The following is a 26,855-nucleotide window of genomic DNA, read 5'->3' on the forward strand; positions in this document are numbered from 1 at the left end:
ATTTTTTGTGTTATTCTATAATTATTTTTTGGAAAGCTTTTTTATTTCCACTTTCAACTTTTAAAATATAGACACCTTTAGATAAATTAGGAGAAACTACTTTATTAAAGTTAGTAGAAGTATTTTGATATTCTTTTTCAAAAACATTTCTTCCCAACATATCAAAAATTCTTAATTCAACATTTTCTGAAGAACTTAAAGTTAAGTTGAAATTAGATGTAGAAGGGTTTGGATATACATTAAAGTTATTAAAATCATTTTTTAATATATTTAATACACTGTCTATACCAAAAAAGTAAGTTCCATTTATACCCGATGTATAGTTAGCAGTTATAGTTACATGATTTGCAAAAGCACCAATTGTAGCAGGAACTTGTTCAATAGTTGAACCATTATCTTTATAAACAACCAGTTGAGATCTTGTATTACCTGTTGTGTTTTCCCATAATTGAATTTCTTCTTCACTAAAATAAAATACTAGATCTGCATTACCAGAGCTGTTAATTGTAGAAGGTGTTATGGTAAATTCTTTTGCTAATACATAATTTGCAACTCCACTAGCTTGTTGCTGAACAGCAGGATTTGCTGCGTCAAATGCTCTAGAAACATAAGCGTCAACACATCCATAATTTTGGTTATTACTATTAGTAATATCTACAACTAAATTGTTGTCTAAATCATTATTAGCATAAATAGTTCCAGTACTTGCTAATGCATTTTGATCTGGTGAATTAACAGCTGTTTGCACATCAAACACTTCAGATTCAATAGATATATCATCTAGCATAAATACAAAGGCATCTGCAGATTCTACATGGAAAGCAACATAAACATCTTGTCCATCATAAGCAGATAAGTCATACGTATATTCAGTCCATGTTGTTGGTGCCTCTTGATATGTTTCTGGTCCTGGAGATGGATTAGTTGGGTATAATGTTGTTAAACTAGCAACATCATTACTTGTTGTTGAAATCATAACATTAAATCTTTCTAAACCATAGCTATCTGTAATTGATTTTGCCCAAAATTTTAATTTACTTTCTAAACCTGTAACACTTATTTGAGGTGTAAAAATATAATCATTGTTTAGAGCAGGTACATCATATTGATTTCCGTCGTTATCTAAATCTCCAGAAGCACTAAAACAATAATAACCTTTATTACCGCCGTGAGCTTCCCAGCCAGTTGCTTCGGGAGAAGTTTGAGTTGAGTTAAATACAATAAAAGTTCCTTTATATCCTTCATTAGTAAAATCAAAACTATCTACTGCCCATGTATAACTTAAATCTAAATCTAACATTGTCCAGCTATTAATAGGAGCAATATCAAAATCTGTATAACTTTCAAAATCTTCAGTAAAAACAGGTGTTGTAGTTCCCAATCTTTCGTCATCATCGGTTAAAGTTAACGTATATTCCGAATTACCAACGGTGGTAATTTCAGCATCACCTGTAGTTGAGATACTCATACCTATAGTTAATGTTTCATTCCCTTCATCAAAACTATCTTCATAAATTCTGATTGTTAATGTTTTACTGTCTGTAGCTCCTGATGAAAATACTACCGAACTATTTACAAAATCAAAATCAACTCCTTCAGTAGCAGTACCTGCTGTTTGAGAAAAAGTTATAGTTGCATCGGCACTTGGTGCTAATGCAATAGATAAATCTGTTGAAATATCTCTGTAAGAACACGATGTTTCTTCTGTTTCAGTACTTCCAGAATCATTAAAATAAATAGTTGGACTTGAAGCTGTACATCCATTAGACGAATTCAATTCCATTCTTCTAGGTGAATTTAACATAACAGTAACCATTCTATCTTTTTGATCTTGCGTAAAGGTATCCATACAAGAGTCATTAGTATAATCCATATAATTTTGAACCATATCGTATACTATTGGGAAACTAGGACAACTATTTGCAGTTAAATCACATGTGTAATTAGCATTTCCTGTCAAAGGTGTATCATCACAATAATCATCTACAGTACAGTCACCATCTCCCCATGTATGTCTTAAACCTAAATAGTGACCAACTTCATGTGTCATTGTTCTTCCTAAATTATAAGTATTATTTAATGTAAAAGATCCATCATCATCTGCAATTGTACCAAAAGCATCAAAGCCAGCTACAACACCATCAGTATTTGCCGCTCCAGCATAACCTAAACCGTCTAGTCCAGAATCTACAGGGAATTGAGCATAACCCAAAAGTCCATCAAGACCTCCATTATTTAAACTATTACCTCCTGGTCTAAACGTCCACATATTTAAATATTTTGTAGGATCCCATTGGGTAACTGTTTTCATTTGTTCAACATCAGTTTTTGTTTCCCAATCGCCATCTCCACTAACATCATTACTATATGGAGTAATGTTGTGTCTTACAATTCCTGTTGTAGGAGCTCCATTTTCATCTTGTACTGCTAAACAAAAATTAATTTCAACATCTACTGCTAAACCAGTTGTATTATCGCCTCCTGGTGTACCAGTCAATCTTCTATAATCTTCATTCATTACATCTATTTGAGAAATAGCTTGTGCATCGGAGATGTTTTCTCCATAAATATTTCCGATAGTATTTACGGGATCACCATCATGAATAATATGAATAACTACTGGAATATTAAAAATAGTTGCAGATTTGGATAGTTTTCCAGATTTTCTATCTTTTTTAAATTGTTCAATTTTTGGAGCTAACCAATTTTCAAAATCTTCAGTTCCCAATCTGTTTGGATATTTTTTTTGAAGATCATGTTCATGTTCTACAGTTAAACAGCGAACGAAACCTGTTTTTTCAAGTGCGTGTTTGTTTTCTTCTGTAAGGTTAGATTCAACTTGATGACTATGTTTATTAGTTGAAGTTGGAATTTTCTTTTTTTGTGAAAAAATAGTGTTGGATATTAATAGAATTAATACAAAAACTATTGATTTAATGTAGTTTTTTTTCATAATTAAATAATTGATTTGGGAATGTATAATTTTTTTTTAAATAACCAAAAAAAAACCAACATTATTAATGTTGGTTTTTTATAAATAATTTAAATTGAGTTATTACCCGCCAAAATCATCGAAACGGATATTCTCATCTGCTAATCCAAAATCTTCTCCCATTTTTTGAACTGCTTTGTTCATTAATGGTGGTCCACAGAAATATAATTCTAAATCTTCTGGAGATTCATGTTTTGATAAATATTCATCAATTACAGCTTGATGCACAAACCCTGTAAATCCATCACCTTTAGTGTCGTCTGTGTTTTCTTTATTTACCCAATTATCTTCAGGAGCAGGTTCAGAAAGCACTAAATAGAATTTAAAGTTAGGGAAATCTTTTTCTAATTCGTAGAAGTGTTCTAAATAGAACAATTCACGTTTAGAACGTCCACCATACCAATATGTTACTTTTCTTCCTGTTTTTAATGTTTTGAATAGGTGGTATAAATGCGAACGCATTGGTGCCATACCAGCTCCACCACCAACATATAACATTTCTGCATCAGATTCATTGATGAAGAATTCTCCATAAGGTCCAGAAATTGTTACTTTATCTCCTTTTTTACGTGAGAAAATATAAGATGAAGCAATACCTGGATTTACACTCATCCAACCATTTTTAGCTCTATCCCAAGGTGGCGTAGCTATACGTACATTTAACATAATTTCTCTTCCTTCAGCAGGGTAAGAAGCCATTGAATATGCACGTTCTACTAATTCAGTATTTTTCATTTTTAAATCCCATAAACCGAATTTATCCCATTCCATTTGGAATTTATCTGGAGTTTCGTGTTCTTCAGGATGTGCAGTGATGTCAATATCTTTAAAGTCTACTTCACATTCAGGAATTTCAATTTGAATATATCCACCAGCTTTGTAGCCCATATCTTCTGGAATTTCAACAACAAACTCTTTTATAAAAGAGGCTACGTTGTAATTTCTTACAACTGTTGCTTCCCATTTTTTAATTCCGAAAACTTCTTCAGGTATAGAAATATCCATATCCTGTTTTACTTTAACTTGGCAAGCTAAACGAATTCCTTCTTTTAACTCTTTACGAGTAAAGTGTGGTGTTTCTGTTGGTAAAGCTTCACCACCTCCAGAATGTACATGACATTCACATTGTAGGCAAGTTCCACCTCCACCACAAGCAGATGGTAGAAATATTTTTTCAGCACCTAATGTGGTTAATAAAGTGCTTCCAGAAGCTACTTCTATTTCTTTTTCACCATTAATCTTAATTTTTACTGGACCAGATGGTGATAATTTTTGCTTTACAAACAATAGTAGTGCAACTAATAATAGTGTTATTACTAAAAATGCTACTACTGTTGCAACAATTGTACCTATGGTATTTACTGCTAATATCATTCTTTATTCTTTTAATTCAAGTTCGTTAGTAGCTAAATCTTTAGCTTTTTCAATTGTTTCAACTTGTACAGTTTTTTCAGCTGGTGCTTCTTCTTCTCCTCCTGTTAACATTCCTCCAAAACTCATAAAACCTATAGCCATTAAACCAGTAATTATAAATGTAATTCCTAAACCTCTTAATGGTCCTGGTACATTAGAATATCTGATTTTCTCACGAATAGCAGCAATTGCTAATATTGCTAAAAACCATCCAATTCCTGAACTTACACCATAGTTAAATGCTAATCCAACAGATTGAATTTCACGAGATTGCATAAATAAAGATCCTCCTAAAATTGCACAGTTAACAGCAATTAATGGTAAAAATATACCTAATGAATTGTATAATGAAGGTGAGAATTTTTCTACTATAATTTCAACTAATTGCACCATTGTTGCAATTGTTGCAATAAACATAATAAAAGAAAGAAAACTTAAATCGTATGCGGCATATTCTTCACCTAACCAAACTAATGCGCCTTCTTTTAATATATATTGATCTAACAACCAGTTTAAAGGAACTGTAATTGCCATTACAAAAATAACAGCTGCTCCTAAACCTACAGCAGTTGATACTTTTTTAGATACTGCAAGGTAGCTACACATTCCAAGGAATGTTGCAAATACCATATTATCTACAAATATTGACTTAAAAAATAATTCTAAATGTTCCATATTCTAGTTTTCTTCTATTAATGATTCATTTCTTGAGCGTTGTACCCAAATTATAATTCCAACAGTAATTAAAGCCATTGGTGCTAACAACATAAAACCGTTGTTTTCGTATCCAAAAGCATAGACTCCTGTTTTTTCAATTGGATCACCTAATACTTTAAATCCTAATAAGGTTCCAGATCCTAATAATTCTCTAAAGAAACCTACTATAATTAATATAAGTGCATAACCTAATGCATTTCCAATTCCATCTAGGAAAGATCTCCATGGTCCGTTACCTAAAGCAAAAGCTTCAAAACGTCCCATAATAATACAGTTTGTAATAATTAATCCAACAAATACTGATAGCGTTTTACTTAATTCATAAGCAAATGCTTTTAATACTAAATCAACAATAATTACTAAAGTTGCAACTACAATTAGTTGTACAATAATTCTAATTTTTGAAGGAATAATATTTCGCATTAATGAAATTACTACGTTTCCTAAACCTAACACAAATAACACTGCGATAGACATTACTATTGAAGCTTTTAATTCAGCAGTAATTGCCAAAGCTGAACAAATACCTAATACTTGTAAAGTAATTGGATTGTTATCCGCTAAAGGATCTAATATTAATTTTGCGTCTTTTTTTGATAAAAGTCCCATAAATTATTTCTTTAATGTTTTTAAATAAGGTAGATACATTTTTAAATCTTTCTTAATCATAGCTGAAAGACCATCACCTGTAATTGTTGCTCCTGCAATTGCATCTACTTCAAAATCTGTTTTATCCATATTTTTTGGATCGGCATTTCCTTTAGCAGCAGTAATACCTTTAAAAGTATCGCCATCTAAAATATGCTCTCCAATAAAGTCGTCCATAAAAAAACGTTCTTTAATGTTTGAACCTAAACCAGGAGTTTCACCAGCATGGTCAAAAAATACACCTTGTACTACTAATTGATTATCTAAAGCTACATAACCCCAAATAGCATCCCATAATCCTTTACCTCTCATTGGAACAATGTAAAATTCTTCACCTTCTTTATTACCAATAAATAATGGTAATCTTCGTGTATAAGAAGGATTTTTGGCTGCTTGAGCTTCCTTTTTTAAATCAATTAAATAAGCTTCGTTATTTTCAGTTGTTTTATCACCTTCAATTACTATTTGATTGGTGATGTATTTTGAAAATTCGCTTTCAACATTTTCTTTTGCAACAAATTCAACGCTTCCGTCTTCATTATTATTGATACCCATTGCATATAAAATGTTTTGTTGTTTTTCTATACGTTTATTTTCTTGAATGTTAGGCTTTAAAAACATAGCTAAAAAAGCTAGTATTGTACCTACTACTAGTACCATTCCTGTTGCGAACAACACCGTATATACGTTACTTTCAGTATTTTTTGCCATTGTTATACAGTTTTTGCTTTTAAACGTTTCATTCTTCTTTTCACATTACCTTGAACAACATAATGATCAATAGTTGGTGCAAATACATTCATTAATAGAATTGCTAACATTACACCTTCTGGATATGCTGGATTGAATACACGAATCATAATTGAAATAAATCCAATTAAGAAACCATAAATCCATTTTCCTTTATTTGTTTGTGAACCAGTAACTGGATCTGTTGCCATAAATACAACACCAAAGGCAAAACCTCCAATTAATAAATGGTGCCAAAACTCTGTATTCATTAATGAATAGAATTTACTAGTTTCAGTAATCCATCCGGCACTTACTACACCATTAAATATTAATCCCATTACTAAAGCTCCAATTACTGAAGATATTATTACTCTTCCGCTAGCTATTTTAGTATATATTAAAAATAAACCTGCCAATAAAATTAGAAATGTGGATGTTTCACCAACTGAACCAGGTATAAAACCCCAAAACATATCTAATACTGAATAGCTTAACTCTTTACCTTGAGCTAGTGCACCTAGCATAGTTTCACCTGAAATGGCATCTAAATTTGCTCCATCTACTATTTCTTGAGCTCTTTCTTTTGCTCCGTGAACCCATACTTTATCTCCACTCATCCAAGTAGGATAAGCAAAAAATAAGAATGCTCTAATAGTTAATGCTGGATTTAAAATATTCATTCCAGTTCCACCAAAAACTTCTTTTCCTATTACTACTCCAAAAATTACTGCAACTGATAACATCCATAATGGAATGTCAACTGGTACAATTAATGGTACTAACATACCTGTTACTAGGTAGCCTTCTTCTACTTCGTGACCTTTAATAATTGCAAAGATGAATTCAACACCTAAACCAATTATGTATGACACTAGTACTAATGGAAGAACTTTAATTAATCCAATAGATAATGCTTCCCAAGATAAAAATTCTACTGGTGTTCCAAATGCAGCGTAATGTTGGTATCCTGTATTTAACATTCCAAATATTAAACAGGGTACTAAAGCTAATACTACCATATTCATGGTACGCTTTAAATCATCAACTGCACGTACGTGACCACCAGAATGTGTAGTTTCATTTGGTGTAAATAAAAATGTATGGATAGCACTATATGCAGGCAACCATTTTTTATCTTTATTTTTTTCCTTGAAATTATGTAAATTTTGTTTTAATCCCATAACTATCCTATTTCTTTTAACATTAGGTCTAAACCTTTTCTAATTATTTCCTGATGTGGTTGTTTTGAAATACACACAAACTCTGTTAATGCGAAATCTTCGGGAGCCACTTCATACATTCCTAACGCTTCCATTTCATCTAAATCTTTATACATACAAGATTTTAAAATTTGCATTGGATAAATATCTAATGGAAAAACCTCCTCGTATTGGCCTGTTACAACAAAAGCTCTATGCTCACCATTAGTATTGGTGTTTAAATCAAACTTTTTATTTGGGAAAAGCCAAGAAAAAGTTAATGATCTAGTGCTAGATAATTTATTTGCTACAGGTTTTGCCCAACCAAAAAACTCGTAATCATTACCTTCAGGAATCACGGTTACCATATTATCATAGTATCCTAAACTTCCTTTAATTGATTCGTTTCTTCCTGATAAAACATTTCCTGAAATAACTCTATTTTCTCCTTCTTTTAGTTTTCCTTCAACTATTGAAGCCATAGAAGCTCCTATTTTTGAAGTGTAATATTTAGGAGCTTTAACTGATGAACCTGCTAAAGCAATAGTTCTTTCAGCATTGAATTTTCCAGTTAAAAATAGTTCTCCAATAATTACTAAATCTTGTGGAGTCACAGTCCAAACAACTTCACCTTTGTTAACCGGATTAATTTTTCCAATTTGTGTTCCAACATTTCCTATTGGGTGTGGACCAGAAACTTTGTGCAACGTAATGTTGTCTAACCCTTCTAATGGTGAGTTTCCTTTTTCACCAACAGAAACATTTACTGCACCAGTGGTAAGTTTGCTTAATGCTGTAAGTGCAGCTTGTAACTCTTTTTCTTTACCTGCCAACACATAATTGTAATTAGCTGCTAAAGGAGCACTTGCATAACCTGAAACAAAAATTGCTTTTGGAGCAACTTCAGGATTCGCAATTACATCATAAGGGCGTTGTTTAATAAACGGCCAACAACCATTTGCTAATAAATGTGAAGTAATTTCTTCTGCATTCATTTCTTTAGGGTTTTTTATACCCGCGTCAGCAAATTGTTGCTCTTTGTCTGCATTAATTTTTAATTCTAAAATTTTTCTCTTTTCTCCACGAACAATATCTACTAATTCACCGCTAACTGGAGAAGCAAATTTAATTGCTTCATTAGCTTTGCTATAAAAAACTGTTTCACCAGCTTTTACTTTTTCGCCAATTTTTACGGTTAATTTTGGAATAATTGAGTGGAAATCTTTAGGTTTTAATGTAAAAACACTACTAGATACAGTTGTTTCGGTAACTTTCTCGGCTTTACCTTTTAACTTAATATCTAGACCTTTTTTTATTTTGATGTCCATTGACATATTTTTGGTTTATTTAATAGTCTATAAAAAACTGTGCAAAAATAAGAATTTTAACTGTATTTACACGTTTTCAATCATTTTTTTATGTAATAATTACACTAATTATAATTTAAAATCAATTCATTTAAATTTACTTCTTATTTTTGGTACAAATTTTGAATTAAACATCTTAAATTATTCTATGTTAGTTAAGTATAAATTACTTTTTATTTTACTTTTTGGATTTGGCATACTTTATAGTCAAGAAATTGAAAATGATCCTGACTATATTAAAACTGTTATTTTAAAACCGAATACTGTTAATTACTATGCTCCAATTATGAAATTAGGGCAACTTTTTACCTTTAGTTTTGATGATTTAAATGCAGATGAACGAGATTATTATTATAAAATTGAGCATTGTGATATAGATTGGAATCCATCTAATTTAATGGAGTCTGAATTTTTAAATGGTTATGCTGAAGAACGTATTAGAGATTATGAAAATTCATTTAATACATTACAATATTACACACATTATTCAGTTACTTTTCCTAATGATGATACGCAAATAAAAATTTCAGGAAATTATTTAATTTCATTATTAAATGAAGACGAAGAAGTTGTTTTAACAAGAAGGTTTGTTATTTATAAACCAGAAGTAACTGTTGCTGTTGCAATTTCAAAAAGTAGAGATTTAAAATATTACGACACTAAACAAGCTGTTGAATTCACTATAAATCATTCAAACTTTACAATTAACAACGCTAATGATGAAATTTTTCCAGTAATACTTCAAAATAACAATTGGCAAACAGCAATTTCAGGATTAAAACCACAATTTTATCGCGGAACACAATTACTTTACAAGTATAATAAAGAAACTAGTTTTTGGGCTGGTAATGAATTTTTATATTTCGATTCAAAATCTATTAGAAACCCTACCTTAAATATTGGTAGAGTAGAATTAGGCCGAGAATTGTACCATTCCTATTTATACACCAATAATGAAAGAATTGACCAACCCTATACTTTATTTGAAGATGTTAATGGGAACTTTATTGTTAGAATTTTAAATAACGATAATTCAAGTACTGATGCTGATTATAGTTGGGTTCATTTTTCTTTAGAAAGTTTGGAAAAATTAGGAAAAAAAGAGATCTATGTGAGTGGAAACTTTAATAATTGGCAATTAAATGAATCAAATAAATTAACCTATAATTTGGATACAAAGTTATACGAAACCAAAATTTTACTAAAACAAGGTTTTTACAATTATCAATATGTAACTAAAACTGTAGATGGAAAAATTAGCAATAAAGATATTGATGGCTCTTTTTACCAAACCGAAAATGACTATACAGTAATTGTTTATTATAAAAAATTTGGAAGCAGATATACTGAAGTTATTGGAGTAGGGTATGGTAATTCTACTAAATTAATAAACTAATTAATTTAGTAGAAATTAGTATATTTACGTATTAAAAATTTATTTAATAAAAATGGTTCAACAAGTAACAAATGGCATTAAAATTTCTGTAGCTTCTAAATTTGAAGGGACAAGCTATAGAGACGAGCAGCTAAATTTTGTATTTAGTTACCAAGTTACCATTGAAAATCAAAGTAATAATACAGTTCAATTATTAGAAAGACGTTGGAATATTTTTGACTCTTTAAATCAAACTGAAATAGTTGAAGGACCTGGCGTAATTGGTAAAAAACCAATTCTTAAATCTGGAGAAACACATACTTACAAATCTCATTGCTTACTAACATCTCCAATTGGCGCAATGAGTGGTTATTATAGAATGGTAAATTTTAGCTCCTCAAACATGTTTAAAGTTTACATTCCTACCTTTCAACTAATGGTGCCATGTATTTTTAATTAAAAAATAAAAGTTTAAATTTTACTATATTAGCTATTTAAAGAATGGCTTAATGAAACTTCCATTAATTAAAACTTTAAAAAAAGTTAAAAACACCAAAGGTTTAGAGTGCTTAAATTGTGGGCAACCACTAACTGGAAATGAGAATTTTTGTTCATATTGTGGACAAAAAAACACTACTAAAAAATTAAGTTTTTTTGTTTTTTTAGATAATTTATTTTCTGGATTTTTATCATACGACTCAAGATTTTGGAAAACATTTATACCGCTTTTAACAAAACCAGGAATAGTTTCAAAACTATATATTGAAGGCAAGCGCGTACGATTTGTAAATCCGTTTCAACTATATTTAAATGTTTCAATTGTCTTTTTTTTATTATTGGGGATCACAAATAAAGTTGAAACAACTAGAGAAATTGACAAATTAAACGATTTAATTATAGAGCAAAATTTAGATTCAATTAAAAACCAGGCTATAGACTCTATTTTAACCAATGTTGAACAAGAAATAAAAGTTAAAAATCCTAAAGATTCTGTATCTATTAATGAGCTGGCTCAATTAGGAAGTGTGTTTAAATTGATTAAAACTGATTCTGAAAAAAAAAGTGTACCTTATCAATATCACATCAAAAAAGATACTTCAAAACAAATTACATTATCAAACAGAATTGAAGATTTTCGGAATTTTCACAAGAAAAATCCAACATATTCTAACACTCAAGCTTTAGATAGCTTGGGTTATAAAAAAACTTTTTGGAATAAATTTTATTACCAACAAAATGTAAATACGGTTCGTAATATTCAACAAATTGAAAATGATAATGGTAAAAGTTTTATAAAAAAACTTACCTCTTATATTTCAGTTTCATTATTTGTGTTTCTACCCGTTTTCACCATGTTTTTAATGCTTCTATATATAAGAAGAAAATACACATATATGGAACATTTAGTTTTTGTTTTTCATACACAAACTGTATTTTTCCTACTTTTTATTATCTATTATATTTTAGATTTGTTTTTTAAAATGGAAAATACAGCTTGGGTATTTACAGTAATTTTTCTAATTTACCTTTACAAGGCAATGCGGAATTTCTACAAACAAAGTAGAAGAAAAACTATTTTAAAATTTATATTTTTAAACAGTTACTATATGTTTTTAGGAGTTATAGGATTTATTATAGTTACTATAGCTTCTTTTTTAGCTAGTTAAATTTGAATTGTGGTAGTTTTCTTATGAATCACATCTTCATAAATTATTTCCACTTTTAAAGATTCCTTTTTTACCTGTGTAATACTCACGGTTTCACAATTTGGTCTGCACATTAAAATTGATTGCTCTTTAGCTCCTTTTTCTAAATGGTGGAATTTTAAAATTTCTTTTGAACTCAATTCCGATGTTTCTAACCAGTTTTTAAACCATAGCTTTCTTTTCTCTTTTATCTGATCTGTATACAATGTTGAAGAAGACCATATTTTAGGCTTATTGTTCAGTTTATTTAAATGCTTTGTTTCTTCATTCCAAATTAATTCATAATATAAATTTTCTAATGAATTCCAATCTGCAATAATCATAGTAAAAGGTTCAATTCCTTTCAAATTTAATTCTTCAACATACATTAAAAAATTATTTGACTTTAGAATTTCTTTTGCAATAACACCTCTACTTTTTAGGTATTTCTTTTTCTTAACATGATTTTTATACGCTCCATTTAACACACAAATCATTCTATTTTTTTTACTAACTCCAATCCAAGTTCCACCAGCTTTTTCATCTTTAGGAAAAAACATATCCACGCCGTTTTCTGTATATTTTTTAGGTGAAATTGTTGCTCTATTTGGGTGTTCATCTCTGTTAGAAGTTAAAATAAAATTTTTATTTTCTAGAGGCAATAAGGTTACAGTACACATATACTATCAAAAATTGAATAATTTGTATTAGTCTCAAAAACAAAAAAGTAAATACTATTTTGTAACTTTGTTAGCAAATTTAAACTAAAAAAACGTAAAATAATATTACTATGGCTTCAGGATTTTATAATGTACCAAAAGCAGTAAATGAACCAGTTAAATCGTACGCTCCTGGATCTCCAGAACGTGCTGCTGTTTTGGCTACTTACAAAAAAATGTTCAACGAGAAAGTTGATATTCCTTTTTACATTGGAGGAGAAGAATTTAGAACTGGAAATACAGTTGATATTCATCCACCGCACGATCACAAACATTGTGTTGGACAATACCATACTGCTGAAAAAAAACATATTGAATTAGCAATAAAAAAAGCTGCTGAAGCTAGAGTAAAATGGGCTAAAACGCCTTGGCAAGATAGAGCTGCTATATTTTTAAAGGCTGCTGATTTATTAGCAGGACCTTTTCGCTATAAAATGAATGCTGCAACTATGATTGCACAATCTAAAAACGTTTTTCAAGCTGAAATTGATGCTGCTTGTGAATTAATTGATTTTTTACGTTTCAACGTTCAGTTTATGACTGAAATTTACAGCAATCAACCAGAATCTGCTCCAGGAATTTGGAACAGAATGGAATACCGTCCGTTAGAAGGTTTTGTATACGCCATTACACCATTTAACTTTACTGCAATTGCTGGTAATTTACCTGCATCTGCGGCGTTAATGGGTAATGTTGTTATTTGGAAACCAGCTAGTACTCAAGTTTATTCTGCACAAGTAATTATGGAATTATTCCAAGCTGCAGGTTTACCTGATGGTGTTATAAATATGGTAATGGGAAGCTCTTCTATGATTACTAATACTTTGTTAGATAGTCCAGAATTTTCTGGTGTTCACTTTACTGGATCAACGCCAGTATTTAACAGTTTCTGGGAAACAATTGGTAAAAACATAAACAAATACAAAACATATCCTCGCATAGTTGGTGAAACTGGTGGAAAAGATTTTATTTGGGCACACCCAACATCTTGCTCACAAGAAGTTGCTACCGCAATTTCAAGAGGAGCCTTTGAATATCAAGGTCAAAAGTGTTCTGCTGCTTCAAGAGCTTATTTACCAAAAAGCTTATGGCCAGCAATTAAAGAGTCTGTTATAAAAGATGCTAATTCTTTTAAAATGGGAACTCCTGAAGATCCTACAAACTTTGTAAATTCAGTTATTGATAGAAAATCTTTTGACAAATTAGCGGGTTATTTAGACCAAGCTAAAAAAGATGCTGATGCTGAAATTATAGTTGGTGGTGGTTATGATGATTCTGTTGGGTACTTTATTGAACCAACAATTATTGTTACTACAAACCCGATGTACGAAACGATGTGTACAGAATTATTCGGACCAATTATTACCATTTATATTTATGAAGATGAGCAATGGGAAGAAGCATTAGAATTAGTAGATAAAACTGGTGAATATGCATTAACCGGAGCAATTTTTAGCGGAGACCGTTATGTAATTAACATTGCAACAAACAAACTAGAAAATGCAGCTGGAAACTTCTACATAAACGATAAACCAACTGGAGCAGTTGTTGGGCAACAACCATTTGGTGGTGCAAGAGCATCAGGAACAAATGACAAAGCCGGTTCAGTTTGGAACTTATTACGTTGGGTAAGTAACAGAACTTTAAAAGAAACTTTTGTTCCTCCAACAGATTATAGATATCCGTTTTTAGGAGAATAACCTTATAGAACACATACTATATAAAATTAGAAAAGCTCGCCAATGGCGAGCTTTTCATTTACTATGTTTAAAACATTTTATTATCCTTTCTTAAGATTTTCTGCCCCAGGTAAAAATCCACTTAAATCATGAGGGTTATGAATAAGTATTGGAATATGTTGAGGGCATATATAAAATTCACTTTCTTGATAATAAAATTTTGTTACCGGTACCTCTGTACTATTGGATTTACAAACGATACACTCTTTTATGTTTGACATGAATTGCTTTTTTAATTAAAGACAAAATTACCTTTTTATATTTATACAAACCCTAACATTTATCATGCTTCTACTTCAACCCTTTGTATTTTAAAGGAATATGAACCACTTTTTTTGTCTCAAAAAAGTCAATATTAAAGAAATCGGTAAGATTAAACAACTTTGCCTTGGGAAAGTTTTGTAACTCTTGTGACAAATCACCACCTTTTAAGTAAAGAATTCCATTCTTAATTTTATGATTCTGCTTTTTAGAAATCTTGTTTTTTGTCCACTTTACAAAATCATCCATTTTAGTAACCGCTCTGCTCACAATAAAGTCGAATTCACCTTTTACTTTTTCGGCTCTAATGTGTTCAGCTTTCACATTTTTTAAGTCTAAAGCTGTAGCAACTTCATTTACTACTTTAATTTTTTTTCCAATTGAATCTACTAAATAAAAATCTACTTCAGGAAACAAAATAGCTAATGGAATTCCGGGAAAGCCTCCACCAGTTCCAACATCTAAAATTTTTGCTCCTTTTTTAAAAGGTTGAACTTTAGCAATTCCTAATGAATGAAGTACATGACGAGTATATAATTCATCAATATCTTTACGTGAAATAACATTTATTTGAGCATTCCATTCTTCATATAATTTTCCTAATTGAGAAAATTGTTTTAATTGAATTTCCGTTAAATTAGGAAAATGTTCTTTTATAATTTCCATATAGTTAGTTTTGGCAAATGCAAAATTACTGTTTCAAAATTTAAATTAACATCTTTTATAAAATTGTTATTTTTTAAAAAATCTATTTGTAGATAATAAAAATGGTGTATTTTCGTTGCCATAGTAGACTACTATACACCTAATTAAAATGAAAACACCAACTATAAATTTTTCTAGAATTGACAAAGCAAAGTTTTTTAGAACATTAAATAAACGCGTTAATTCATATTTTAAAGAAAACAAAATTAAAAGAACCGGAAATTGGAAACTATATTCTAAAGCAATTATTATGTTTGCTATATTTTTAGTTCCTCTGGTTTTAATATTAACTGTATCAATGCCACAATGGGTTTTATTATTATTAACTGTTGTTATTGGAATTGGTATGGCTGGAGTAGGAATGAATGTTATGCACGATAGTAACCATGAATCTTTTTCAAGTAAAAAATGGGTAAATAAACTAATGGGAAGTAGTATGTACATTTTAGCTGGAAATGTATACAATTGGAAAGTACAGCACAACGTTTTACACCATACTTTTACAAACATTAAAGGATTTGATGAGGATATTGATGCTGGTAGAATTATCCGATTTTCTAAACATGCTAAATGGCTTCAAATTCATAAATTTCAAAAGTATTATTCGTTTTTTTTATATGGTTTGTTAACAATAAATTGGGCAATTACAACCGATTTTAAACAAATGCGCCGTTATTTAAAAAGAAAACTTTCATATGGTGAATTTCCAAACCCAGCAACTGAATGGACAGTTTTAATTATTACCAAAATATTGTATTATGCTTTATGGATTGTATTACCATTATTGGTTTTAGATATTGCATGGTGGAAAGTTCTGATTGGTTTTTTTGTAATGCACTATACTGCAGGAATGATTTTAAGTGTTGTTTTTCAATTAGCACATGTAGTTCCAAAAACAGAAATGCCATTGCCAGATAAAGAAGGAAATTTAGAGCATACTTGGGCAATTCATCAACTTTTTACTACCTCAAATTTTGCACCTAATAATAAATTTGTATCATGGTACACCGGTGGATTAAATCACCAAGTTGAACATCATATTTTTCCACACATTTCACATGTTCATTATGGGAAAATAGCAAAAATTGTAAAAGAAACAGCTAACGAATTTAACTTGCCATATCACGAATACAAAACAATGCGTAAAGCAATAATTGAACACTTTAAACAACTTAAAACACTAGGAGCAAATCCAGTACACGTATAAATTTTATAACAATGAAAAACCAACTATCAGACAGAATTAACAGTTTACCAGTTTCGGCAACTTTAGCAATGGCAGCGAAAGCACGAGAACTAAAAGGACAAGGAAAAGACATTATTGGTTTAAGTTTAGGAGAGCCAGATTTTAATACTCCTGAATTTATTAAAGATGCAGCTAAACAGGCAATTGACGACAATTATAATTCATACAGTCCAGTTGATGGATATGCAGATTTAAAAGATGCAATTATTGCAAAATTTAAACGCGATAATGGTTTAGAATACAAACCAAATCAAATTGTAGTTTCAACAGGAGCAAAACAATCTATTGCTAACACGCTACAAGTTTTACTTAACCCGGGTGATGAAGTATTATTACCTGCACCATATTGGGTAAGCTATTCTGCACTGGCTATTTTATCTGGAGCTACGTATACTGAAATACCTTCTTCTATAGAAACAGATTTTAAAATCACACCAGAGCAATTAGAAGCTGCTATTACACCAAAAACTAAATTAATAATGTTCAATTCACCAAATAATCCAAGTGGGACTATTTATAGTGAAGAAGATTATAGAGCTTTAGCGGCTGTAATAGAAAAATATCCAAATATTTATGTACTTTCTGATGAAATTTACGAGCATATTAATTATGGAGCTAAAAACTTTAGTTTTGCTGCAATACCAAGTATGTACGACAGAACAATTACAGTAAACGGGGTAGCAAAAGCATTTGCTATGACAGGTTGGAGAATTGGATACATTGGAGCGCCAGATTGGATTGCAAAAGCGTGTAATAAAATGCAAGGACAAATAACTTCTGGAGCTAACTGTATTGCACAACGAGCTACAATTGCAGCATTAGAAGCACCGGTTTCTAAAATTGGGTATATGGTTGAAGAATTTCATAAAAGAAGAGACATTGTTTTAGAATTATTAGGTGAAATTGATGGTTTTAAATTAAATGTTCCTCAAGGTGCATTCTATGTTTTTCCTGATATTTCTGCATTTTTTGGAAAAGAATTAAATGGTGTAAAAATTGAAAATGCATCAGATTTTGCATTGTATTTATTAGAATATGCAAATGTTGCAACAGTAACTGGTGAAGCATTTGGAGCTCCTGACTGTATTAGAATATCTTACGCTGCTTCAGAAGAGCAAATTAGAGAAGCAATTAGTAGAATTAAAAAAGCTGTAAGTTAATTTATTGTTTTATTAATTATAATCACAAAAAAAGCTTCTCAATTGAGAAGCTTTTTTTGTGATTTAAACATAGAATTTTTGATTATAAACCAAATAAATTTGGTAAAAACATAGATATTTCTGGGATAAAACTAATTAGCATTAATACAATAACCATTATAGCCAAAAAAGGAAGCAATGGTCTTATTACCTTTGTTACTGAAACATTGGCAACACCACTACCCACAAATAAAAGAGTACCTACTGGTGGTGTACAAATACCTATACATAAATTTAGCACAATTACAATTCCAAAATGTACGGGATGCATTCCTAAAGTAGTAACAACTGGTAAAAATATTGGAGTGAATATTAATACAGCTGGTGTCATATCCATAAACGTTCCAACAACTAATAAAATTAGATTAATAGCTAAAAATATAGCAAACTTATTATTTAAAGATTCCAATAAAAATGAACTAATCATCTCTGGAATACCTTCAAAAGAAAATAACCAAGACATAGCCATAGAAGTACAAATTAAAAACATTACAACAGCGGTAGTTTTTGCACTTGATAACAATACAGCTGGAAAATCTTTAGTTTTCATATCTCCATAAATTAAAGATAATACTGCGGCATATAATACTGCAATTACAGAAGCTTCTGTAGCTGTAAAAATACCAGCTACAATACCTCCAACAACAACAACTAGTAACAGTAAGCTAAAAAATGCTTTTCTGAAAAAAGTCCATATTTCAAATAATGTTGAGCGTTTACCTTTTGAATATCCTTTACTAATAGCTATAAAAGCCACATAGCCCATAATTGCAAATCCTAATAAAATTCCTGGTAAATATCCTGCAATAAATAGTGCGGCTACTGACGCTGATCCTCCACTTGCCAAAGCATACACAATTAATATATTACTTGGCGGAATTAATAATCCAGTAGTTGATGCTGTAATATTTACAGAAGCACTTATAGTTCGTGGATAACCTTCCTCTTCCATTCTATCGGTCATAATAGAGCCTATTGCTGATGCTGCTGCAACGGCAGATCCAGAAATTGCACCAAAAAGCATCGATGCTAATATATTTACATAGGCTAAACCTCCAGGAAGACTTGCAACTAAAGATTTGGCAAAATTAATGAGTCGATTGGCAATTCCTCCTCGTTTCATAATATCACCAGCAAGAATAAAGAAGGGAATAGCTAATAAAGCAAAACTATCAATACCAGTTGTCATACGTTGAGCAATGGTTGTTAATCCCGGCATTTTGTCAATATTCAATAATAAACTCAATGTTGTAGCTATTCCAATGCTATATGCAACCGGTACTTTAAGCAGTAAAAGCGTAAAGAAACTAACAAATAAAACGATAATACTTATAACTTCTATACTCATAATTATAGGTTTATTTTGTTTTTGTAAATAGTTGAAATATGATATATAGAAAAGCACATAATTAGAAAACCACTAAAAGGTAAAATAGCATAAACATATCCTAAAGGAATTCGTAAAGTCCCCGAAAGTTGTTCTAAATGTAAGGTGGTGTATACTAAATTTAATCCTCCAATAACCATAACTATAAGAGCAAAAAGAAATATTAATACTTCTATAAGAATAGAAACTTTTCTTTTATTCTGTTCAGATAATTTATCATATAAAAAATCCATAGATAAATGCTCTCTTTTTCCATTTAGATATGCGGCACCTAAAATGGTCATCCAAATCAACGAAAATCGAGCAAATTCTTCGGTCCATGTAAATGATGTGCCTAAAAGATATCTAGAAAACACTTGAAACAAAACATCTAAAACTAATAGCCCAAAAACTACAATCATAAACCTTTCAAGAAATAGGCATACTTTATTAAAAATAAGTTCAGATTTATCCATAATTAATTATTTTTAATTTCATTAACAATAGGTGCCATTTCTGGAAATTCCTTTAAAAATTCTTCGACTACAGATTTAGATTTTTCAGCAAATAAAGATTTATCTGGAATAATAATTTCTACTCCTGCTTTTTTTGAGATAGCCATGCATTCTTCAACTGATTCATTCCAAAATATTTTTTCGGCTTGTGCAGATTCATCTGCTGCCGCTTGAACCCAATTCTGTTCCTGTTCTGTTAATTTCTCCCAATATTTTGTTCCTATTAAAAGTACATCTGGTATAGACGAATGTTGATCGATGGTATAATATTTACAAATTTCATAATGATTAGAAGATACAAATGATGGTGGATTATTTTCTGCACCGTCTACTACACCTTGCTGAATGGCTGTATATAATTCACCATATGATAATGGAGTTGCAGATCCACCCAAAGCATTTACCATATTAATTGCCATTTGGTTATTCATTACTCTAATTTTTAAACCCTTTAAATCTTCAGGAGTTCTTATGGCTTTGTTACTTGTATAAAAGCTTCTACTTCCCGCATCATAATAACACAAACCTCTTAACCAAAATTTTGAGCCTTTTTCTAAAATAGATTTCCCAATTTTTCCTTCTAAAATTTCAAATTGATGCTGCTTATCTCTAAATAAATATGGGATTCCTAAAATATGGTATTCTGGAACAAAATTAGATAAGGTGGCTGCGCTAACTTTAGTTGCTGCAACACTTCCTATTTGTAATAATTCTAATACTTCACGTTCTGAACCTAATTGCCCGTCAGGAAAAATTTTAACTTTTAAAGTTCCATTAGATTTTTTTTCTAATGCTTTTTGAAATTCAACAATGCCTTTATGTACTGGATGTGTTTGAGGAAGAGAATGTCCTAAATAAAGAACTTTAGTTCCATTTTCTTTTTTACAAGAAATGAAACTTATAGTTATTATTGCTAATAAAATTATTTTTAATCGCATTGTAATTGTTTTATTTAGAAATTAAAATAGTCTTTGGCATTGAAATAAGAAATGTCGGCAACCATTTTCCCTATCCATTCCATATCATTTGGTAATTCTCCTTTAACAATTTCTTTTCCAAATAAGTTACAAACCACTCTTCTAAAGTATTCGTGACGAGGAAATGATAAGAAACTTCTAGAATCAGTAAGCATTCCTATAAAACAACTAATTAATCCCATATTAGATAAGGCATTTAATTGTTTAGTCATTCCATCCTTTTGATCTAAAAACCACCAACCTGAACCATATTGTACTTTACCTTTTACACTACCATCGTTAAAATTACCAATCATAGTTGCCATCATTTCATTGTCAGCAGGATTTAAGTTGTATAAAATGGTTTTAGTCAGTTTATTTTTACTATCAAGTGCATTTAAAAAGCTAGATAATTTTTGAGCTTGTGATAAATCTCCAATAGAATCCCAACCTGTATCTGGTCCCAATATAGAGTGCATACGTTTATTGTTGTTGCGTAATGCACCTAAATGATATTGTTGTACCCAACCAAATTCGTGATACGTTTCAGCTAAATAGATAAGAATAGCGCTTTGGAATTTTGCAGCTTCTTGGTTTGAAACATTTTCATTATTTCTTTTCTTTTTGAAGATTGAATTTACTTCACTTTCTGTAAATTCTTCAAAATATATTTGATCTAAACCGTGATCGCATAATTTACAACCATTTGCATCAAAATAGATAATTCGATTTCTTAAAGCATCACACAAATCAACATAATTATTGATGGCTATTTTTGAAACTTTAGAAAGTGAATCGATATATTTATTATAACCATCGTTGTTTATAAAAATAGCTTTATCAGGACGAAAAGCGGTTGAAACTTTAATCTCGAAATCTGATTTTTTTAAGGCTTGATGCTGTTCTAAAGTATCAATTGGATCTTCAGTAGTACAAACCAATTCTATATTTGCTTTACGGAGTAAATTTCTACAACTATATTCAGGTGAGTTTAGTTTTTCAGCAGTTTCATTAAATATTTTTTCAGCATTGTTTTCATTCAACAATTCGTTAACATCAAAATAACGAGCTAATTCTAAATGTGTCCAATGATACAAAGGGTTTCGCATTGTATAAGGAACTGTTTTTGCCCAACTTTTAAACTTATCTAAATCTGAAGCGCTTCCAGTAATATTTTCTTCTGAAATACCCAATGTGCGCATTGCTCTCCATTTGTAATGATCACCGTTAATCCAAACTTTAGAGAGGTTTGGATAAATTTTATCTTCCGCAATTTCTTGTGGAGGTAAGTGATTGTGATAATCTATAATTGGCTGATTTTTTGCATAGGTGTGATACAACTCTTCAGCATATTTATTTTGTAATAAAAAGTTATCGTGTATAAATGTTTTTGAACTCATTAGTTTATTGAGTTTTTAATACCTAATTCTAGACCTCTTAATTCTGCCAATCCACGTAAACGACCAATTGCAGTATAACCTGCATAGGCTTTGTTGTTTTCTAAATCGTTTAACATTTGATGTCCATGATCAGGACGCATAGGTAATTGGATGTTTCTGTTTTTTTCTACTTTTAAAACTGCTTTTACAATTTCAAACATATCAGAAGAACCTTCTAAATGGTTGTCTTCATAAAAGCTTCCATCTGCTTCTCTTTTTACATTTCGTAAGTGTAAAAAGTGGATTTTTTCAGCAAATTTTTCAATCATTTTTGGAAGATTATTTGCTGAATTAGCACCTAAAGAACCTGTACAAAAAGTAATTCCGTTAGAAGGACTATCGATAAAATTTACCAAATCTTCTAAATCACTTTCTGATTTTATAATTCTAGGTAAACCCATAATATCCATAGGTGGATCATCTGGATGAATTGCCATTTTTACACCATTTTTTTCAGCAACAGGAATTACTTCATTTAAAAAGAATGATAAGTTTTCTTTTAGTTGTTGATGTGAAATTCCATTGTATTGAGCAATCATTTCTTTAAAAACTGGAATGGTTAAATCGTCAACTGTTCCTGGTAAACCTTTTAAAATGGAATCTTCTAAACGTTGTTTTTCTTCTGAAGTCATTTCTAAAAAACGGTTTTTGGCTTGTGCTAAAATTTCTGAAGTATATGACTTTTCAACACCATCACGTTTCATTATATATTTTTCAAAAACAGCCATTTCAACTTTATCAAAACGTAAAGCTGTGCTACCATCTTCTAAATTCCAGAATAAATGTGTACGAGTCCAATCTAAAACTGGCATAAAATTGTAGCAAATGTTTTTAACGCCACAAGCAGCTACGTTTTTAATGCTTTGCTTATAGTTTTCTATACGTTTTAAATAATCTCCAGTACGTAATTTTATATTCTCATGAATAGGAATACTTTCAATAAAAGACCATTCTAGCCCTTTAGATTCAATTAAAGATTTTACTTTTTGAATTTCTTCAACTTCCCAAATTTCACCATTTTTTATATGATGTAAAGCAGTAACAACTCCCGTTGCTCCGGCTTGTTTGATGTCAGCTAATTTTACAGAGTCGTTAACTCCAAACCATCTAAATGTTTGTTTCATTTTTTTATTTGGTTTTTATTTTGATCAATTTTAGTGTTAATTAACAAAGTTAGTTTTTTAACTAATTTTGGTTTTTCTGTTGCAATATTTTCAGTTTCATAAGGGTCGTTTTTATGATCATATAATTCTTTATTACCCTTTTTTAATAATGTGAATCTGTATCTTTCTGTTCTAATGGTTTTTCCACTTCCATTGTAAGCGTAAGCAAAATGACCCTTTTTTTTAGGGTTCTTTAAATTAGAAATTAGAGAAGTTCCATTAACAAAAGTTGGCTTTGGAAGATTTGCTAACTCACAAAGAGTAGGGAATATGTCAACACTTTCAACAATAGCATTTGTTTTTTTTCCTTTCCTTTTTAAATTAGGATGGCTGATTATTAAAGGTGAACGTAAGGCTTCTTCAAATAAATTGTGTTTTCCCCAAATATTGTGATCTCCTAAATTCCAACCGTGATCACCCCATAAAACAATTATAGTATTTTTATACTGTCCTGTTTCTTTTAGTTTAGTAATAATTTTTCCAACTTGAGCGTCGGCATAACTCACACAAGCAGCATAATGTTTACGTACTTCTTGAGCGAAATCTTCATCTGTTCTAGGATCTTTTCCCCATAAATTGTAACGGAAAAATTCACCCGATTTATGCCAAGTAGATGGAAGTGTAGGTTTTTCAGGATGTGGAATTTTTGGAATTTCAATATCGTTGTATAAATCTAAATACTTTTTAGGTGCTCCAAAAGGAAGATGAGGTCTTATTAAACCAACAGCAAAAAAGAAAGGTTTATTGCTTTTTGATAATTTTTCGAGTTGCTCAAGAGCTTTGTTGGTAATATGACCATCAGGATAAATAGTATCTTCTCCTTCTGTTGATTGAAAAACACTCATAGTTTTGGATTTACCTCTAATTTCTCCATTAGCTAATCCATGCATGGCACCTCTAGGGTGTTGCCATTCGCTTACAGGCATTAAACTTTTGTCCCATGCGTTAGGCATTTCAATTTCATTTGGGTCATCCCAGTTTTTTCCTCCCAAACCTCCAGGATGATGGGATACTTTTCCTAAAGAAATTGTGGTATATCCATTGTTTTTAAACCATTCTGGCATACTTGGCGTGACTGATGAAGTATTTTTAGTTAAGCGTTTAGCTCTTTTAAAAATAGCATCATTCCCAGCAATTCCATAATGTCCTGTTAGCATTGTAAATCTTGAAGGTCCACAACTAGGTGAGTTTACATAATGATTATGAAAAGCTCTTCCTTCTTCGGCCAATTTATCAATGTTTGGTGATATAATATAGTCGGCTCCAAAGGAAGCTAATTCAGGTCTTAAATCATCAATACATAGAAATAAAACATTTTTTTTGTTTTGACTATGCAATAGATTTAACACTAGAGCAAGAATGACAAAGATTAATTTTTTTTTATTCATCAAAATATATAATTAGACTCCGCTAAAAGCACTGAAACCTCCATCAACTGGAATTACGACTCCTGTTATAAATTTTGAAGCATCACTACATAAAAATTGAATTATTCCATCCAACTCTTCTGCTTTTCCAAAACGTTTCATTGGAGTTCCGTTAATAATGGTATTTCCTCTTTCGGTATAAGAACCATCTTCATTAGTTAATAATGCCCTATTTTGATTTCCAATAAAAAAACCTGGAGCAACTGCGTTTACACGAATTTTATCTCCAAATTTAGTTGCCATTTCAACGGCCATCCATTTTGTAAAGTTTTCCATTGCTGCTTTTGAAGCGGAATAGCCAGCAACTCTGGTTATAACTCTATCAACAGCCATAGAAGAATAATTTATAATAACTCCTTCTTTTTGTTTTGACATTATTTCCCCAAATACAATTGAAGGTATTACTGTACCATTTAAATTTAATTCGGTTACGGTATTGAAATCTTTTATTTTTAAATCGAAAATTGTTTGGTCTGGTCCAATAGTAGCTCCAGGCATATTTCCTCCTGCAACATTTATTAAAACATCAATTTTATTGAATTGCTTTAAAATAGTGTTTCTTGTGTTTTTTAAGGATTCTTCATCTAAAATATTAGCTTCGAATCCTGCTGCTTTTCCTCCGTTTTTAACAATTTCCGATACCTTTTTGTCAATTACTTCTTGGTTTCTTCCTAAAATTATTACTGTAGCTTCAGCATTAGCTAAACTTTTAGCAATAGCACCTCCCAGAACGCCAGTTCCTCCAGTTATAACAATTATTTTTCCTTTAATATTAAATTGATTCATTATGTTTTATTTTAAATATTATATTCATTTTTCCAATGAATAATTGCATTTGTATGCATTGCATCTATACCCATTTGAACACATATAGCTGTTGTTGCTCCAGTATATAAATTAGAAATTGGTTCTGTACCATTTAAAACGCTATCTCTAAAATCTAGCAATGCTTGTTTACTTGGGTCAGCGTGTTCTATGTTTATAGGTTCACCAAAATTATTTCCATGTTGAACTGTAGCTCCTGAAACCCCGTCAACATCTTTTTTAACAACCTTTTTCTTTTGACCTTCGGCAGAAAACCAAGCTTTATTTGTTCCTAAAGTTATGGTTCCTTTATCACCTTTTACTTTTATTTGGTAGCCGTCTTTAGCATTGCTTGTTAAACAAGTAAATGTTGCTTTTACACCACTTGGATAGCTAAAAATTAAATGTGAATTGTCAAAAGTTTCTCTACCATCTTTCCAATAATCAATTCCGCCCATTCCCATAGCCTTTTCAGGAGTTTCTTCAAGAATCCAATTTGTAAAATCAATTTGATGTGAACTTAATTCAGCAGTTAAACCACCAGAAAATTCTTTGTACATACGCCAATTTACTTCTTTTTCTAAAGAAGGATCGGGTAGAGGTCTACGCCAATTACCATTTCTATTCCATTGACATTCTATGGTTGAGATTTTACCAACTTTTCCGTTTTTAATTAAATCTACTACATGAGTATATAACCTACTGCTGTGATATTGATGCCCTGTCTGAAATACTTTACTAGATTTTTTTGCTTTATTTGCAACCGCTAGGATGTTTTCATACCCTTTTGCAACTGTTTTTTCACAGTAGACATGTTTTTTCGCATTTATGGAAGCAATTGCAATTTCTGCATGTGCGCTAAACGTAGAAGTGATTAATATTGAATTAACGTTTTTATCCTTCAGTAGTTCTTTATAATCAGTATAAGTTTTTGCTTTTCCTTCAGTTCTTTTTAGACCATTTTCTAATCTAAAAGGTAATACATCACAAATAGCAACAACATTTACATTTTTAATATTATTTAAAATTGAAATTAATCCACACCCTCGATTTCCGGTTCCAATAACACCAATATTCAATTTTGTTAAAGGTGGTTCAGAACATCCAATTGCGCTTAATGCAGAGGTTGAAGCTAATATCCCAGCAGCTGCAACAGAGCTTTTTCCTATAAATTCTCTTCTTTTCATA

At 30.7% G+C, this 26,855-nt stretch carries 23 protein-coding genes; 6 read left to right on the plus strand and 17 right to left on the minus strand.

Going from position 1 to position 26,855, the window contains the following annotated elements:
- Positions 1–10: 10 nt before the first annotated feature.
- From R3X25_RS06310 to R3X25_RS06340, 7 genes are all read right to left on the minus strand, one after another.
- Complete coding sequence (locus R3X25_RS06310; protein ID WP_317672962.1) at positions 11–2,953, minus strand: T9SS-dependent choice-of-anchor J family protein; 2,943 nt, start codon at positions 2,951–2,953, stop codon at positions 11–13.
- A 102-nt stretch (positions 2,954–3,055) separates the two neighbouring features.
- Positions 3,056–4,366 carry an NADH:ubiquinone reductase (Na(+)-transporting) subunit F gene (gene nqrF / locus R3X25_RS06315; RefSeq protein WP_317672964.1) on the minus strand — a complete coding sequence of 437 codons (1,311 nt, stop codon included), beginning with the start codon at positions 4,364–4,366 and terminating at the stop codon, positions 3,056–3,058.
- A gap of 3 nt (positions 4,367–4,369) precedes the next feature.
- A complete protein-coding gene (nqrE, locus tag R3X25_RS06320) occupies positions 4,370–5,080 on the minus strand; it encodes an NADH:ubiquinone reductase (Na(+)-transporting) subunit E (RefSeq protein ID WP_317672966.1) in 711 nt (236 codons plus the stop codon).
- A 3-nt stretch (positions 5,081–5,083) separates the two neighbouring features.
- A complete protein-coding gene (locus R3X25_RS06325) occupies positions 5,084–5,731 on the minus strand; it encodes an NADH:ubiquinone reductase (Na(+)-transporting) subunit D (RefSeq protein WP_317672968.1) in 648 nt (215 codons plus the stop codon).
- A 3-nt stretch (positions 5,732–5,734) separates the two neighbouring features.
- On the minus strand, positions 5,735–6,481 hold the full coding sequence (locus tag R3X25_RS06330) for a Na(+)-translocating NADH-quinone reductase subunit C (RefSeq protein WP_317672970.1): 747 nt from the start codon (positions 6,479–6,481) through the stop codon (positions 5,735–5,737).
- Positions 6,482–6,483: 2 nt separating this feature from the next.
- A complete protein-coding gene (locus R3X25_RS06335; RefSeq protein WP_317672972.1) occupies positions 6,484–7,683 on the minus strand; it encodes an NADH:ubiquinone reductase (Na(+)-transporting) subunit B in 1,200 nt (399 codons plus the stop codon).
- Positions 7,684–7,685: 2 nt separating this feature from the next.
- A complete protein-coding gene (locus R3X25_RS06340; RefSeq protein WP_317672974.1) occupies positions 7,686–9,035 on the minus strand; it encodes a Na(+)-translocating NADH-quinone reductase subunit A in 1,350 nt (449 codons plus the stop codon).
- A 181-nt stretch (positions 9,036–9,216) separates the two neighbouring features.
- On the opposite strand from R3X25_RS06340, the gene R3X25_RS06345 reads away from it, so the two are divergent.
- The 3 genes from R3X25_RS06345 to R3X25_RS06355 are packed head-to-tail and all read left to right on the plus strand — an operon-like array spanning position 9,217 to position 12,110.
- Entirely contained in the window at positions 9,217–10,464 is a 1,248-nt protein-coding gene (locus R3X25_RS06345) for a DUF5103 domain-containing protein (RefSeq protein WP_317672976.1), read from the plus strand.
- 52 nt (positions 10,465–10,516) lie between these two features.
- Positions 10,517–10,903: a Co2+/Mg2+ efflux protein ApaG gene (gene apaG / locus R3X25_RS06350; protein WP_317672978.1), complete on the plus strand. Its 387-nt coding sequence runs from the start codon at positions 10,517–10,519 to the stop codon at positions 10,901–10,903.
- A 49-nt stretch (positions 10,904–10,952) separates the two neighbouring features.
- Positions 10,953–12,110 carry a DUF3667 domain-containing protein gene (locus tag R3X25_RS06355; protein ID WP_317672980.1) on the plus strand — a complete coding sequence of 386 codons (1,158 nt, stop codon included), beginning with the start codon at positions 10,953–10,955 and terminating at the stop codon, positions 12,108–12,110.
- Here R3X25_RS06355 and R3X25_RS06360 read toward each other — a convergent pair.
- The gene (locus tag R3X25_RS06360; RefSeq protein ID WP_317672982.1) at positions 12,107–12,808 is read right to left on the minus strand and encodes an NRDE family protein; all 702 of its coding nucleotides are present in this window, start codon (positions 12,806–12,808) and stop codon (positions 12,107–12,109) included. The two genes, R3X25_RS06355 and R3X25_RS06360, sit on opposite strands and share 4 nt — an antisense overlap.
- A 110-nt stretch (positions 12,809–12,918) precedes the next feature.
- Between R3X25_RS06360 and pruA the strand changes: the two genes are divergently transcribed.
- Positions 12,919–14,547, plus strand: coding sequence for an L-glutamate gamma-semialdehyde dehydrogenase (gene pruA, locus R3X25_RS06365; protein WP_317672984.1), 1,629 nt, complete (start codon positions 12,919–12,921; stop codon positions 14,545–14,547).
- Positions 14,548–14,877: 330 nt separating this feature from the next.
- Here the strand turns inward: pruA and rsmG are convergent, their stop codons facing one another.
- Positions 14,878–15,513 carry a 16S rRNA (guanine(527)-N(7))-methyltransferase RsmG gene (rsmG, locus tag R3X25_RS06370; protein WP_317672986.1) on the minus strand — a complete coding sequence of 212 codons (636 nt, stop codon included), beginning with the start codon at positions 15,511–15,513 and terminating at the stop codon, positions 14,878–14,880.
- A 148-nt stretch (positions 15,514–15,661) separates the two neighbouring features.
- Between rsmG and R3X25_RS06375 the strand changes: the two genes are divergently transcribed.
- Complete coding sequence (locus tag R3X25_RS06375) at positions 15,662–16,759, plus strand: acyl-CoA desaturase (RefSeq protein ID WP_317672988.1); 1,098 nt, start codon at positions 15,662–15,664, stop codon at positions 16,757–16,759.
- An 11-nt stretch (positions 16,760–16,770) separates the two neighbouring features.
- Positions 16,771–17,958 (plus strand): pyridoxal phosphate-dependent aminotransferase, encoded by a 1,188-nt coding sequence (locus R3X25_RS06380; protein WP_317672990.1) that lies wholly within the window; start codon positions 16,771–16,773, stop codon positions 17,956–17,958.
- A gap of 82 nt (positions 17,959–18,040) precedes the next feature.
- Here R3X25_RS06380 and R3X25_RS06385 read toward each other — a convergent pair whose 3' ends face one another.
- The 8 genes from R3X25_RS06385 to R3X25_RS06420 all read right to left on the minus strand — a co-directional run bounded on the left by R3X25_RS06385 (position 18,041) and on the right by R3X25_RS06420 (position 26,854).
- Positions 18,041–19,345 (minus strand): TRAP transporter large permease, encoded by a 1,305-nt coding sequence (locus tag R3X25_RS06385; protein ID WP_317672992.1) that lies wholly within the window; start codon positions 19,343–19,345, stop codon positions 18,041–18,043.
- Between the two features lie 2 nt (positions 19,346–19,347).
- Positions 19,348–19,839, minus strand: a complete 492-nt coding sequence (locus R3X25_RS06390) for a TRAP transporter small permease (RefSeq protein WP_317672994.1) — start codon at positions 19,837–19,839, stop codon at positions 19,348–19,350.
- A gap of 2 nt (positions 19,840–19,841) precedes the next feature.
- Positions 19,842–20,816, minus strand: a complete 975-nt coding sequence (locus R3X25_RS06395) for a TRAP transporter substrate-binding protein (protein ID WP_317672996.1) — start codon at positions 20,814–20,816, stop codon at positions 19,842–19,844.
- 14 nt (positions 20,817–20,830) lie between these two features.
- Positions 20,831–22,234: a glucuronate isomerase gene (gene uxaC / locus R3X25_RS06400; protein WP_317672998.1), complete on the minus strand. Its 1,404-nt coding sequence runs from the start codon at positions 22,232–22,234 to the stop codon at positions 20,831–20,833.
- Complete coding sequence (gene uxuA / locus R3X25_RS06405) at positions 22,234–23,397, minus strand: mannonate dehydratase (protein ID WP_317673000.1); 1,164 nt, start codon at positions 23,395–23,397, stop codon at positions 22,234–22,236. Before uxuA ends, uxaC begins: the two co-directional genes overlap by 1 nt.
- Complete coding sequence (locus R3X25_RS06410; protein ID WP_317673002.1) at positions 23,394–24,773, minus strand: sulfatase; 1,380 nt, start codon at positions 24,771–24,773, stop codon at positions 23,394–23,396. Before R3X25_RS06410 ends, uxuA begins: the two co-directional genes overlap by 4 nt.
- A 63-nt stretch (positions 24,774–24,836) precedes the next feature.
- On the minus strand, positions 24,837–25,649 hold the full coding sequence (locus R3X25_RS06415) for an SDR family oxidoreductase (RefSeq protein ID WP_317673004.1): 813 nt from the start codon (positions 25,647–25,649) through the stop codon (positions 24,837–24,839).
- Between the two features lie 11 nt (positions 25,650–25,660).
- Positions 25,661–26,854 carry a Gfo/Idh/MocA family oxidoreductase gene (locus R3X25_RS06420; RefSeq protein WP_317673006.1) on the minus strand — a complete coding sequence of 398 codons (1,194 nt, stop codon included), beginning with the start codon at positions 26,852–26,854 and terminating at the stop codon, positions 25,661–25,663.
- Between the last annotated feature and the right edge of the window lies 1 nt (position 26,855).

Source organism: Lutibacter sp. TH_r2, from assembly GCF_033101135.1.
Classification (GTDB): Bacteria; Bacteroidota; Bacteroidia; order Flavobacteriales; family Flavobacteriaceae; genus Lutibacter.